The organism is Streptomyces sp. NPDC040589 (genome assembly GCF_055594445.1).
Genome location: NZ_JBVIWP010000008.1, coordinates 208,126 through 221,203, shown reverse-complemented (window position 1 = coordinate 221,203; position 13,078 = coordinate 208,126). Strand labels below are relative to the sequence as shown.

General features: G+C 70.0%; 13 protein-coding genes and 1 pseudogene. 6 read left to right on the top strand and 8 right to left on the bottom strand.

Annotated elements, in window-relative coordinates; genetic code table 11:
• The 7 genes from ACZ58V_RS31055 to rsmI form a co-directional block, all read right to left on the bottom strand.
• A complete protein-coding gene (locus ACZ58V_RS31055; RefSeq protein WP_471294121.1) occupies positions 1 to 1,068 on the bottom strand; it encodes a hypothetical protein in 1,068 nt (355 codons plus the stop codon).
• A 76-nt stretch (positions 1,069 to 1,144) separates the two neighbouring features.
• A complete protein-coding gene (locus ACZ58V_RS31050) occupies positions 1,145 to 2,044 on the bottom strand; it encodes a 4-(cytidine 5'-diphospho)-2-C-methyl-D-erythritol kinase (RefSeq protein WP_468197787.1) in 900 nt (299 codons plus the stop codon).
• Entirely contained in the window at positions 2,041 to 2,928 is an 888-nt protein-coding gene (gene rsmA, locus ACZ58V_RS31045; RefSeq protein ID WP_471294119.1) for a 16S rRNA (adenine(1518)-N(6)/adenine(1519)-N(6))-dimethyltransferase RsmA, read from the bottom strand. The genes ACZ58V_RS31050 and rsmA overlap by 4 nt, the downstream gene beginning before the upstream one ends.
• A gap of 184 nt (positions 2,929 to 3,112) precedes the next feature.
• Entirely contained in the window at positions 3,113 to 4,525 is a 1,413-nt protein-coding gene (locus ACZ58V_RS31040) for a ubiquitin-like domain-containing protein (RefSeq protein ID WP_471294117.1), read from the bottom strand.
• Positions 4,526 to 4,656: 131 nt separating this feature from the next.
• Positions 4,657 to 5,538 (bottom strand): TatD family hydrolase, encoded by an 882-nt coding sequence (locus ACZ58V_RS31035; protein ID WP_471294114.1) that lies wholly within the window; start codon positions 5,536 to 5,538, stop codon positions 4,657 to 4,659.
• Between the two features lie 81 nt (positions 5,539 to 5,619).
• Positions 5,620 to 6,048: a hypothetical protein gene (locus ACZ58V_RS31030; RefSeq protein ID WP_468197795.1), complete on the bottom strand. Its 429-nt coding sequence runs from the start codon at positions 6,046 to 6,048 to the stop codon at positions 5,620 to 5,622.
• Positions 6,049 to 6,254: 206 nt separating this feature from the next.
• Complete coding sequence (gene rsmI / locus ACZ58V_RS31025) at positions 6,255 to 7,100, bottom strand: 16S rRNA (cytidine(1402)-2'-O)-methyltransferase (RefSeq protein ID WP_468197797.1); 846 nt, start codon at positions 7,098 to 7,100, stop codon at positions 6,255 to 6,257.
• Between the two features lie 85 nt (positions 7,101 to 7,185).
• Here rsmI and ACZ58V_RS31020 point away from each other — a divergent pair, with 85 nt between their 5' ends.
• The 5 genes from ACZ58V_RS31020 to ACZ58V_RS31000 all read left to right on the top strand — a co-directional run bounded on the left by ACZ58V_RS31020 (position 7,186) and on the right by ACZ58V_RS31000 (position 11,830).
• A complete protein-coding gene (locus tag ACZ58V_RS31020; RefSeq protein WP_468197799.1) occupies positions 7,186 to 8,931 on the top strand; it encodes a dolichyl-phosphate-mannose--protein mannosyltransferase in 1,746 nt (581 codons plus the stop codon).
• A gap of 340 nt (positions 8,932 to 9,271) precedes the next feature.
• Positions 9,272 to 9,487, top strand: coding sequence for a DUF6959 family protein (locus ACZ58V_RS31015; protein WP_471294111.1), 216 nt, complete (start codon positions 9,272 to 9,274; stop codon positions 9,485 to 9,487).
• A complete protein-coding gene (locus tag ACZ58V_RS31010; protein ID WP_468197804.1) occupies positions 9,430 to 10,566 on the top strand; it encodes a serine/arginine repetitive matrix protein 1 in 1,137 nt (378 codons plus the stop codon). Before ACZ58V_RS31015 ends, ACZ58V_RS31010 begins: the two co-directional genes overlap by 58 nt.
• A gap of 142 nt (positions 10,567 to 10,708) precedes the next feature.
• Positions 10,709 to 10,852, top strand: a complete 144-nt coding sequence (locus ACZ58V_RS31005) for a hypothetical protein (protein ID WP_471294317.1) — start codon at positions 10,709 to 10,711, stop codon at positions 10,850 to 10,852.
• A 375-nt stretch (positions 10,853 to 11,227) separates the two neighbouring features.
• Entirely contained in the window at positions 11,228 to 11,830 is a 603-nt protein-coding gene (locus tag ACZ58V_RS31000) for a hypothetical protein (RefSeq protein ID WP_468197806.1), read from the top strand.
• Between the two features lie 230 nt (positions 11,831 to 12,060).
• Here the strand turns inward: ACZ58V_RS31000 and ACZ58V_RS30995 are convergent.
• Positions 12,061 to 12,330: pseudogene (locus ACZ58V_RS30995) on the bottom strand (YdcF family protein); the annotation flags it as partial.
• 138 nt (positions 12,331 to 12,468) lie between these two features.
• Here ACZ58V_RS30995 and ACZ58V_RS30990 point away from each other — a divergent pair.
• Positions 12,469 to 13,041, top strand: coding sequence for a hypothetical protein (locus ACZ58V_RS30990; protein ID WP_471294108.1), 573 nt, complete (start codon positions 12,469 to 12,471; stop codon positions 13,039 to 13,041).
• Positions 13,042 to 13,078: the final 37 nt, after the last annotated feature.

Genomic DNA, 13,078 nt, shown 5'->3' with positions numbered 1-13,078 from the left:
TCATGGGTGAGCGCGACGAGCGTGTCCCCCCACCTCGGGCTCGCTCCCCCGGTAGTGCGCGAGCCAGCGGCACGCCGCCTCGCGTACGCCGGGATCCTCGTCGCGGGCCAGGGCGAGCACGGTGGCGAGGCTCTCGGGGCGGACCTGGGACAGTCCGTCCTCGGAATGCTCCAGAGTCCCGGGGACCAGGGCGCGCACCGCCGGGTCCGGGTGGGTGAGGTGAGAACGTCCGACGGCCTCGATCTCCGGAGCGCTGTCGTGGGTCATCGCGTGGAGCAGGACCGCCAACACCTCCGGGTCCTCTTCCCGCTCGGCCCAGGGCACGAGCTCCCGCCCTCGGTCCCGGAACGGCCGGCGACCCGTGACGACGTCCCCGAGGATCAGGGACAACAGGAGGTCGGCCGCGAGCAGGCGGTACAGCCGGTCGGGGTGGTTGAGCAGGTCCCTGCTCCACTGCCAGGTCTCCTCGTCGAGCCGGCGGCCGAGAGTGAAGACGACGTCGCACCACACGACGTGGTCCCGGTCGGGGTGGGCGAGGGCCCGCGCCACCAGGTCGTCGAACGGGGTGCGGACGCCGTAGTGGGCCTCCATGCCGGTGAGGACCGCCCGGTGCTCGTCGCGCACGGTCAGATCGCCGAGCGTGAGCCGCTCGCACCACCAGCCGATCTCGTCGTCCTCCACCCGGACCCGCTCGACGGGCCACGTCAGGCCCGTGCGGCGGCGCAGCTCCGCCTCCACCCCCGTCTCGGTCCAGTGCAGGGCACGGGCGAGCAGCGCGGCGCGCTCCGGCGCGGGGAGCGGTACCCGGTGGATGGCGAGCGCGTAGACCATGAGGTGTGACCCGCCGTCCACGGCCCGCAGCAGTGGGGTGCTCCCGTCGTGCAGCCGCCGCGACGGGTCGGCGCCGGCCTCGATCAGTGCCTCGGCGACCGGTATGTCGAACGCCGCCACGGCGAGGCAGAGCACCGGCAGGCCGTCGGCGAGGGTCTCGGGGTCGGCCCCGGACTCCAGCAGGGCCCGGACCTCGTCCGCGTCTCCGCGTCGTACGGCCGCGACGAGTTTCTCCACGTGTGTGCCCCCTTTGTCGGACAACCGGGGGAGCCTGAGCGGCCCCCGGCGACCGGGGCACGCGATCAAAGCCCGGCTAGAGCCCGGCCACCGTCGCCCCGGGCGTCGGCCCCGATGCCGTCCGCACGGTCCGGCACGTGCCGGAGGACAGCAGCGCCTGCGCCACCGCGGCCGCCGACTCCGGGTCGCGGACGAGGAACGCCGTGGTCGGGCCGGAGCCGGAGACCAGGGCGGCGAGGGCACCCGCGGCGCGGCCGGTGGCCAGGGTGCCGGCGAGGTCCGGGTAGAGGGACAGGGCGGCGGGCTGGAGGTCGTTGGAGACGGCGGCGGCGAGCGCGTCCGGGTCGCCCTTCGCCAGGGCCGCGAGGAGTTCCTGGGAGGCGACGGGCTCGGGGATGTCCGTGCCCTCGCCGAGCCGGTCGAACTCGCGGAACACGGCCGGGGTGGACAGGCCCCGGTCGGCCATGGCGAACACCCAGTGGAAGGCGCCGCCGACCTCCAGAGGCGTCAGCTGCTCGCCCCGCCCGATGCCGAGGGCGGCCCCGCCGACCAGGCTGAACGGCACGTCGCTGCCCAGCTCGGCGCAGATGTCGAGCAGTTCGTCGCGGGAGGCGCCGGTCTCCCACAGCGCGTCGCAGGCGACCAGGGCGGCGGCGCCGTCCGCGCTGCCGCCCGCCATGCCGCCCGCGACGGGGATGTCCTTGGCGATGTGGACGTGGACGTCGGGGCTGCGGCCGTATCGCGCGGCGAGCGCCTCGGCCGCCCGCGCGGCCAGGTTCGTACGGTCCAGGGGGACCAGGTCGGCGTCCGGGCCCTCGCAGGTGACGCGGAGTTCGTCGGCCGGGGTCACGGTGACCTCGTCGTAGAGGCTGACGGCGAGGAAGACGTTGGCCAGGGGGTGGAAGCCGTCGGGGCGGGCTGGGCCCACCGCCAGCTGGACGTTGACCTTGGCGGGGACACGGACCGTGACGCTCACACGGGCTCCTTCTCCTGGTGCTGGTTCGCCTTGTGCTCGGCGATACGCGCGAACTCTTCCACGGTCAGTGACTCGCCCCGCGCCTGCGGGGAGACCCCTGCGGCGACGAGGGCCGCCTCTGCGGCGGAGGCGGAACCGGCCCAGCCGGCGAGCGCGGCCCGCAGCGTCTTGCGGCGCTGGGCGAACGCCGCGTCGACGACGGCGAACACCTCCTTCTTCGAGGCCGTCGTCCTGACCGGCTCGGTCCGGCGGACCAGGGAGACCAGACCGCTGTCGACATTGGGCGCGGGCCAGAAGACGTTCCGCCCGATGGCGCCCGCCCGCTTGACCTCGGCGTACCAGTTGGCTTTGACGGAGGGGACGCCGTACACCTTCGAGCCGGGGTCGGCGGCGAGCCGGTCGGCGACCTCCGACTGGACCATGACGAGCGTGCGGTCGATGGTCGGGAAGGTGGCGAGCATGTGCAGCAGGACCGGGACGGCCACGTTGTAGGGCAGGTTGGCGACCAACGTGGTCGGGGCCGGGCCCGGCAGCTCCGTGACGTGCATCGCGTCGGAGTGGACGAGGGCGAACCGGTCGGCGCGCTCCGGCATGCGGGCCGTGATGGTCGCGGGCAGCGCGGCGGCGAGGACGTCGTCGATCTCGACGGCCGTGACGTGGTCGGCGGCCTCCAGCAGCGCGAGGGTGAGGGACCCGAGCCCCGGGCCGACCTCGACGACCACGTCGTCGGGGCGGACCTGTGCGGTGCGGACGATACGGCGGACGGTGTTCGCGTCGATCACGAAGTTCTGGCCGCGTTGCTTGGTGGGGCGTACGCCGAGGGCGGTCGCGAGTTCGCGGACGTCGGCGGCGCCGAGGAGGGCGTCGGGGGCGGGGCTGGTCACGGGGACAAGGGTACGGGGGGTTTCATGGGGCCGGTTTCCTGGTTGCCCGGCGTCGGTGCTGAGGCCGGGTGGGTCCGCAACCCGGCGGAGCGGGGTGCCGCTCTCTGTGGGACGGGTGCCGCCCCGGGGCACCTCCCAGGCCCTTGAGGCACTGGGGGAGGCACGCATGCCAGCAGCTCGGTTGTCACCCGTGCAGCCGCCCCCCGCAGTGCGGCCAGGGACTCGCGCCCCGCCGCACATACAGCTTCTTCGCGCGGTACGTCTGTTCCGCCGCCGGGGCGTCCTGGGGGCGGCCGCTGCCGCCGAGGGACTGCCAGGTGTGGGTGTCGAACTGGTAGAGGCCGCCGTAGGTGCCCGAGGAGTCGACCGCGTCGGGGCGGCCGCCGGACTCGCAGGCAGCGAGGCCCTGCCAGTTGAGGTGGTCGGCGCCCTGCACGGACGTCGGCCGGGGTTTCGTGCCGACCTTCACCTCCTGCGGGCGCGGCTCGCGCACCACCTCGGCCCTGATCCGGCGCGGCTTCTGCTTGACGCCGTTGACGGTGCGCAGGGAGTACGTGACCCGGCGCAGGCCCGCCTCGCCCGCGCGCTCCACGACCTCCGTGCCCTGGAACAGGGTCGGATCCTCGCTGCGCCGCGTCTGGAAGGGGATCGCCTCCTCGCGGACCTCCTTGCCGCCGGTGATCCGCAGCACCGTGACGGTCTGCCCGTCGCGCGGGAAGCTCCCCTGCGGGACGGACGTGGTGTCCTGGCCGCGCAGGGTGATCCCGGCCTCGTCCACGGCCTCCCGCACGGTCGCCGCGTTGGTGCGGACGGTGCGGGCCCGGCCGTCGGCCATGACCGTGACCGTGCGCTCGGTCCGCACGTCCAGCGCGAGCCCCTCACGGCCGATCTGTCGGGAGCGCGAGGTGGACAGGTACGCGCCCTCCTGACGCACCCCCAGCTCTCGGAGCGCCCCCGCCACCGTGTGCGCCGTCGTCCACACCTCGCGCCGGTGCCCGTCGAGGGTGAGCCGCACGGGGCGGGCGTAGTGCACGGCGACCTCGTCGCCGCTGGCGATCTCCTCCCCGGGCCCGGGGGCCACCACGTCGTGGGCGCCGACCTCGACGCCCTCCTCCGACAGCAGCTCGGTGACGTCGTCGGCGAAGGTGTGCAGCGTGCGGGCCTTGCCGTCGACGTTCAGCTCGATCGCCTTGTCCTTGGCGACGAACGCCGTGGTGCCGCCCGCCAGGAAGGCGACGACCAGGGCCTGCGGGAGCAGCCGCCGCATGGAGCCGTCCGAGCGCTCGGCGTACCGCGCCTTGCGTCGGCGGGCGGACCGGCGATGTGCGCCGGTGCGCGCCGCGGCGCGGGCTTCGGCGCGTGTCGGGCGTACGACGGACGCCGGTGCCGACTCGGCTTCGGACTCGACCTCGAGTCCGGTCTCCGGCGCGCCCTGCCGGGGCAGTCCGGGCAGGGGCAGCCCGGGCAGGGGCAGCCCGGGCAGGGGCGGCGGCTCCTCGTAGGCGGGCCGGTAGGTGTCCTCGTAGACACCGTCGAAACCGCCATGCACCGGCTCCGCACAGGCCGGGCCATACGTCTCGTACTGCGAGTTGCTCACGCCGACACGCTCCAGGGGCCGGAGGGGGTCCAGAGGGGTCCGGATCGGGCCCCCAGAACCTAGCGGAGCGGTCGTCACTCTCCAAAGCGACGCGACTACGCACAGTCGTGCGGTGAGGTCGGCGGTGCGGGTCAGTAACCGAAGGCGCGTGCCGTGTTCGCGGCGAGTGCGGTGGCCAGCGTGTCCTCGTCGACGCCGCGCACCTCGGCCATGGCCCGCACCGTGATCGGTACGAGATAGGGGGCGTTGGGCCGCCCGCGGTACGGCGCCGGTGTGAGGAAGGGCGCGTCCGTCTCCACCAGCAGCAGCTCCTGCGGGGCCACCGCCACCGCGTCCCTCAGGTTCTGGGCGTTCTTGAAGGTGACGTTGCCGGCGAAGGACATGAAGTAGCCCGCGCTCGCGCAGATCTCCGCCATCTCGGCGTCGCCGGAGTAGCAGTGGAAGACGGTCCGCTCGGGGGCGCCCTCCTCCTTCAGGACGCGCAGGACGTCGGCGTGGGCCTCGCGGTCGTGGATGACCAGGGCCTTGCCGTGCCGCTTGGCGATCTCGATGTGGGCGCGGAAGGACCTCTCCTGCGCCTCCTTGCCCTCGGGCCCGGTGCGGAAGTAGTCGAGGCCCGTCTCACCGACACCCTTGACCTGCTCCAGCGCGGCCAGCCGGTCGATCTCGGCGAGCGCCTCGTCCAGCGCCGCCTGCCCGCCCGGCTCCCGAGCGCCCTGCCTGGACCAGCCGTCGGGGTCGCCGTGCACGATGCGCGGGGCCTCGTTCGGGTGCAGCGCGACCGTCGCGTGGACGGCGTCGTACGCGGCTGCCGTCTCGGCGGCCCACCGCGAGCCCTTGAGGTCGCAGCCGACCTGGACGACCGTCGTCACTCCGACCGAGGCCGCCTTCGCCAGCGCCTCCTCGACCGTGCCGGACTGCATGTCCAGGTGGGTGTGGGAGTCGGCGACCGGCACCCGGAGGGGGTCCGGGAGCGGGGGCGCGGCGTGCTTGCCGGAGTCGTTCGAAGGCATGCCCCGATCCTACGAAAAGGGGTACGCCCTCCCCGATGGGGGAGGACCGGGGAGGGCGTCGAACAAGGTGAGCCGGACGGGTCAGCTCGCCTTGCGCTGGAAGGGGTGGAGCAGGTCGGACAGGTGCCAGTGGTGGTGCTCGGGCTCCACCCGCCCGTCCGCTCCGCTGTCCTCGGCATCCGCCTGCGACGCCTCGGCCGGCCCGCCGGGCGGCGGCACGCGGTGGGGCCTGCGCGCGGCGTTGCGCGCCGACTCGACACGCCCGGGCCGCATGATCCGTACGACGTGGCCGTCGCAGTTCTGGCACGTGGGCTTGGACAGGGGTGAGGGCACGACCTTGCCGTCCGCCACGTAGAGGACGAACTCGTGCCCGGCGGCGTCCGTGTGGTGCTCTATCTCGTACGACTGCTCCCAGCCGTGCCCGCAGCGCATGCAGGCGAAGGAGTACGACTCGTTGACGACGGCGGTCGCACCGGCGCGGAGCCCGGTCTGCCCTGCGATCTCAGTCATGCCAGCTCCTGTTGTCCGCTGTGGCGTGAGGACGATTCCGTCCCCGCGACCCAGTGGACTCCTCCGCCGGACCGAAGGCAGCAGACCTGTCGACTATTGGCGCCGATTTGGGCGTTCCTTGCCCCAACGCCCTTCCTGCTTTGCCCACCCATGGGGCGCACGCTCATTCGACATGCGCCCTGCTCAGAGGGTGTCCTGAACAACCGTCACCCGGAATTCTTCGCGGCAACAACGGCATCGAAGACCACTCGCTTGGGCACCCCGGCCTCCACCGCGACCGCGGCAATGGCCTCCTTGCGCCGCTCCCCCGCCTCCTCCCGCACCCGGACCCTCCGCACCAGCTCCTCGGGCCCGATCTCCTCAGGCCCCTTCTCGGGCGCGCCCTCCACCACCACGGTGATCTCCCCGCGCACCCCCTCAGCGGCCCAGGCGGCCAGTTCCGCCAGCCCCCCGCGCCGCACTTCCTCGTACGTCTTGGTCAGCTCCCGGCACACCGCGGCCCGCCGCTCCGCGCCGAACACCTCGGCCATCGCCGCCAGCGTGTCGTCGAGCCGGTGCGGAGCCTCGAAGTAGACGAGGGTGCGCCGCTCCCCGGCCACCTCCCGCAGCCGCCCCAGCCGCTCCCCCGCCTTGCGCGGCAGGAACCCCTCGAAGCAGAACCGGTCGACGGGCAGCCCCGACAGCGCGAGCGCGGTGAGCACGGCGGACGGCCCGGGCACGGCGGTGACCCGTATGTCCTGCTCGACGGCGGCCGCGACCAGCCGGTAGCCGGGGTCCGACACCGACGGCATGCCCGCGTCCGTGACCAGCAGCACCCGCGCCCCGCCCGCCAGCTCCTGGACCAGCTCGGGCGTCCGCGCCGCCTCGTTGCCCTCGAAGTACGACACGACCCGCCCCTTGGGCGTGACACCCAGCGCCTGGGTCAGCCGCCGCAGCCGCCGCGTGTCCTCGGCGGCGACGACATCGGCTCCGGCCAATTCGTCGGCGAGCCGGGGCGGGGCGTCCGCGATGTCGCCGATGGGGGTACCTGCGAGTACGAGGATTCCAGTCACCTCACCATCCTCCCAGGGGCGGAGGACGCGGACGCATACCGGCCATGCACGGGACTCACACAGAACGGTTCCCTACGATGGCGCGGTGACCAGTACCGCGTCCTCCACGGACACCCGGCAGGGCCAGGCGCCGCACGAGCAGCGGCCGTCCTGGCAGCAGCGGCTGCGCCGCTTCGGCTACCAGGGGCAGCCCAGAAGCGACGCCCGCGACGTCCGTGAACGCCTGGTGCCGCCGTACACCGAGCCCGGCCCGCGCCTGTGGGCGGCGCTCGGCGTCCCGCACACCCTGGCGGGACGGCTGGTGCGCTGGTCGGCCTGGATCGGCCCGCTGCTCGTCACGCTGCTGGCGGGCGTGCTGCGGTTCTGGAACCTGGGCCACCCCAAGGCGGTGATATTCGACGAGACGTACTACGCCAAGGACGCGTGGGGTCTGGTCCACCGCGGGTTCGAGGTCAACTGGGACAAGAACGCCAACGATCTGATCCTGTCGGGCGGGCACGTCACGATCCCGGCGGACGCGGCGTACGTCGTGCACCCGCCGGTCGGCAAGTACGTCATCGGGATCGGCGAGCTGCTGTTCGGCTTCGACCCCTTCGGCTGGCGCTTCATGACGGCGCTGCTCGGCACGCTCTCCGTGCTGATGCTCTGCCGGATCGGCCGCCGGCTGTTCCGCTCCACCTTCCTGGGCTGTCTGGCGGGCGCGCTGATGGCGGTGGACGGCCTGCACTTCGTGATGAGCCGCACGGCGCTGCTCGACGGCGTGCTGATGTTCTTCGTGCTGGCCGCGTTCGGCTGTCTGCTCGTCGACCGCGACAAGGCCCGCGCGAAACTCGCCGCGGCGCTCCCGGTGGACGCCGACGGCCGGGTCCGGCCCGACCGGCACACGGCCGAGACGGCCCGGCTGGGATGGCGCCCCTGGCGCTGGGCGGCGGGTCTGATGCTGGGCCTGGCCATCGGCACGAAGTGGAACGGCCTCTACATCCTGGCCGCGTTCTGCCTGATGGCGGTCCTGTGGGACGTCGCCTCGCGCCGGGTGGCCGGCGCCCGGCACCCGTACTCGGCGGTCCTCAGGCGCGATACGGGCCTCGCGTTCCTCGCCACGGTCCCGGTCGCCGTCGTCACCTACGTCCTGGCCTGGACCGGCTGGATCTTCTCCGCGACCGACGGCTCCGGCGGCTACTACCGCAACTGGGCCGCGACCAGCGGCAAGGGCGGCAGCTGGACCTTCCTGCCCGACTGGCTGCGCAGCCTGTGGCACTACGAGCACCAGGTGTACGAGTTCCACGTCGGCCTGTCCTCGCCGCACACGTACCAGTCCAACCCGTGGAGCTGGCTCGTCCTCGGCCGCCCGGTGTCGTACTTCTACGAGTCCCCGGCGCCCGGCAAGGGCGGCTGCCCGGCCGACGCGGGCGAGAAGTGCGCCAGCGAGGTGCTCGCCCTCGGAACACCGCTGCTGTGGTGGGTCGGCTGCCTCGCAATCCTCTACGTCCTGTGGCGCTGGCTGTTCCGCCGCGACTGGCGCGCGGGCGCCATCGCCTGCGGCATCGCGGCCGGCTACCTGCCCTGGTTCATGTACCAGGAGCGCACGATCTTCTTCTTCTACGCCGTCGTCTTCCTGCCCTTCCTGTGCCTGGCGGTGGCGATGCTCCTCGGCGCGATCATCGGCCCGCCCGGCTCCTCCGACACCCGCCGCGTCGCGGGCGCCACGGGCGCGGGCGTCCTGGTCCTGCTGATCGCCTGGAACTTCATCTACTTCTGGCCGCTGTACACGGGCACCGCCATCCCGATCGACGACTGGCGGTCCAGGATGTGGCTGGATACGTGGGTCTAGCTGCACAGACGTAAGGAAGGGGCCCGGCACTCTGCCGGGCCCCTTTGGTCGTTGTTGGCCACTGGCGGTCGTCGTTGGCCCTCTTCGCACGGCCCCTGGACGGCCCAGCTCCGGGCCGTGCAGCAGACTTACGCCGGCCCCCGTCTTCCCCACGACCTGCGGCCTTCCGCGTACCACCTCTACCTGGGGAGAAGAGACAGACAAGTGGTCCACTCAGACATTCATGGCAGGCGGATGAGCACCGCTTCGGAGTTCGATCGCGCGTGCCTGACAGAGCACTTAGCAGCGCACCGCCCGGCCGCTCCCGACTGCTCAACGCCGTTCTCATCTGCTGTTGTTGATGTTATTTGGTGATGTCAGGTTGGATGGCCCTATGGAACGCGCTGAGGCCGAGCTGCTCATGGATGGTGGGAGCAACGCTGTGGTGCCCCTGCCCGGTCGACAGTTCCCCGGTGTACTGATCCAGGGTGACTCTCTTGACGGGAGGGTATCGTACAAATGGGCGAATTCGAGCAGGATCTTTCGGGACGAGTGGAACAGATTCCAGGGTTGCTGACCGGCCGGGACCTACAGCGCGAGCTGCGACGTAGAGGACTGCTGGAGCTCGAGTTCCCCCCCGTGCGCAACGGTCTCGACTACTTAGAGAGCGTCGTCGAGCACCTAGACGAGAACGAGTCCGACGTAACGCCTCGCGATGTGAAGTACGCCGTACTCCATCTCCAGGCCGCCGTCGAAGTCCTGCTTAAGGCACGTCTGCTCGCCGAACACTGGACCCTGGTCTTCACCCACCCCGGCGAGGCGAAGCGGAAGGAATTGGAAGACGCCAGCCTCAACAGTGTGTCCACCGACAAGGCCATCACTCGGCTGCGGAACATCGTCGGCGTCCCCATCACCGACAAAGAGCAAAAGGCACTCACCAAGCTCACCGAAGACCGGAACAAGCTCCAACACTTTGGCCTGACTCACAATGCCCGCGCCGTCGAGGCCCGCGCTGGTGCCGTACTCGATTTCCTGATCCATTTCATCGAGGGACAGCTCCTGCCCTACCTCGACGAGTCGGAGGCGACGGAGACGGAGCACTCGCTTAATCGTCTGCGCGAGGGACTGAACAACATCAACTCCTACGTGCGTGAACGGATGAACCGGATCGGGGGAGAGCTGAAGGCGGAGGGAGTCGAAAACCGCACCATCGAGTGCGTCTCCTGTGAGGAGATGGCCTTGGTGCTGCAGCCGCGCACCGCCTCAGGGCTCCCGGATGACTGGGGCGGCCGCGCGACGTGCCGTTTCTGCTCAACGTCCTGGCCGCCGGAGGGGCTCCACGTGCACTTCAGCGGGCGCACGCAGGGAGCGCCATGGGAGCAGGCAGACATCTGCCCGACATGCGGCGAGGCGGCGCTCGGCTACAACGTCCGCGTACGCAGCGAAGGGACCAGCCCTGTCTACTTCTGCTTCGCCTGCGCGACGGCCTTCGCGACCCTGGTGCCGTGCGACGGATGCACCCGCGTCGTAGACGGCTCGGGCGTCACCGGTGCCGTCTGGTGCGGCCTGTGCGAGACGCACTTGGAAGAGGAGAGGCACGGAGCGTCGTACGAGAGTCCGGCGGACTACGGGTACGCAGAGGAGGCGGAGGGGTGACCACTGTGGCCGAGCCCCCTGGCCCGCGGTTGCCGAACGCGAGTCCCTGATCGCCCGATGGGCTGAGCGGCACAGGATCGACACGGTCGCCGCCGAGATCACCCGAGTCCACGCCGCCGACACGTACAACAGGGCCTGGCGGGTGTGGATCAGGTCCTGCCAGACGGCCGGACTGCCCGAGGTGGAGCGCGGCGGCCACTGCTCCACCTTCTGGCCCCTGTACACGGGCCAGGCCATCCCGATCGACGACTGGCGGTCGCGGATGTGGCTGGATACCTGGGTCTAGCTGGGCAGAAACACCACGAGGGCGCGGCAGTTTGCCGCGCCCTCGTGGTCGTTGTTGGTCGTTAGCGGTAGTCATTGGCCACCCTCGGACGGCCCGGAGACGGCCCGGCTCATGAAGCCCGGCAGATTTACAGTCTGCGCGCACACTCGAGCATGACCAGGGCAAACCTTCGCCGGAGCACCCATCGCCCCCACGGCTGCCCCACAACTGCAGTGCGTGACCGCACCGCCAGGGCCGCGGTTCAGCCTGAGCTAAGCGCGCGGCAACGGGATGCGCCCCGCTCGCGCGCTGTGGGCGCCATAACTTCGCACCAATCCGTCCGCCTGTACTGAGAAGCCAGACCAAGGCTGCTTCAATACCAAACAGCAGGAGGTAGTGCATGCCAGAACGCAAGATACGAGCTTTCCACTTTCCGAAACGCGAGCCTTGGGGGCGGCATTGTCCGAACAGACAACGGCGCTAATTTCCGCTTTAATCGGAGCAGTTGCCGCGCTACTAGTGGGAGGAATAGCTTTCCTTGCCGCTTTAAGGCAAGTCGCGAAAACCGCTTATACGCAACGCCAACAGGCGTTCTGGCAAATGCGCAGAGACTCCTACGCAGCTTTTCTGGTAGCTCTCTCCAGCCTCACGAAGACCGCAGGTAAATGTTACGCCAGATTGAAGTCCTCTCAACAGGCGGGGGAAGAGATCCTAGCTGCCATGGATGCGGCCCTTATTCAGGCCGTTGATGCTGCCGCCGTTCTGGAGCTGGTAGCTCCGGCGGAGGGTGACCTTCGATTGCGTGCACAAGGTGTTACGTCCGTCGCTATGCTGATCACCACCCAAATCCATCTATGGAACGACACTGTTGATGAAGGGCAGACTAGTGGAAATCAGCAGGAAGACATTTACGAAAACTTCGTTCGCCTGAGTTCATGGCAATCACAACTGCAGGAATCTTTCCGCGAAGACCTCCATCGTGAAATCGAAGGCAAGTGATCTTGCTTTATCCTGTCGAATGTCGTTTTCGATGTCACGCAGAGGTTTTACAGTCCCCTCAAGACCAACCAGCGATCCGGCCCCTGACCTGCGCAAACGCGAAGGTGCTCATGGAGTGCAGGCATCTCCGTCCACGCGTCGTCCATAGGCCTGCCCAACTAGGGTCCTGCTACGACGCGTCGCGCTGAGTTGGAACGGCCATGTGCAGCCGCTGAAGGCCGAGCGGCGGACTCCTCCAAGTTCATCGAACTGGACGCACACACCACTTCGACGTCAGGCCAGAGCTTCCGCATCATGGCGTACGAGCGTCGCTCTTCGTACGGCTTGCTCACGAGCAGGACGGACGAGACCTTGACGCCAGCCTCTGCCAACACCGCCTTCGTGAACTCGATGTTCTCGCCGGTGTTCGTGGCACGCGGTTCCAGGAGTACCGCGGACTCGGGCACTCCCAGCTGCAACGCTCGCTCGCGGTAGTGGACAGCTTCACCGCGCGGCATGCGCGCCGGCTCGTTCAAGCCTGAGCACATCCGCGCCTGGATCGCCGACCTGGAACCCACCGTGCCGGCGGAGTCGCACCGCCGCATCATCATTTGGGGATACGCGGCGGTGCGGCTGCAGCGTCCAGGCAGAATGCTTCCATGGATCAGGGGGTTGCCGCAGTCTTTGCAGGCATAGCAGGACTCGCGGGGGCAGGGATTGGCGGCTTCGCGACCGCATACGGAGCTCGTATCGGAGCGCAGAAGTCCTTCGAAGCCCTACAGTCCCAGGTTGAGCGGCAGTCCACGGCCGAGCATGGACACTGGGTCCGCGAGCAACGCAGGCTCGTCTGCAGCGACCTCCTTGGCACTCTCGACGCCGCACTGCCCATCATGGTGCGGTGCGGCACGCCCGTCCGAGAGGGAATCCCTATAGCGCAGGAACTGCGCACTCAGCTCAGCGAACAGACACTACAGATCGCAACGCACGCGGCACGGGCGTCCCTCTGGGGGCCTGACAATCTGATTGCCGCCGCTCAAAACGTGTCGAACTCTGCAGCTGAGATCTACGGGTGCGTCTGCACATGGGCAGATGCCCTTGAAAGCGGCGAAGCGGAACGGATACGAAGCCAGGCGGCAGCCTTCTTCGATCAAGAAGACCGACTGACGACGGCAAGGCGAGAGTTCGTCTTCCTCGCACGCACGTGCCTAGGAAGGCCACAGCCGGAGCAGTGACGGCTCACAGACGGCCCCGGCCGTACACCGCTCCAGA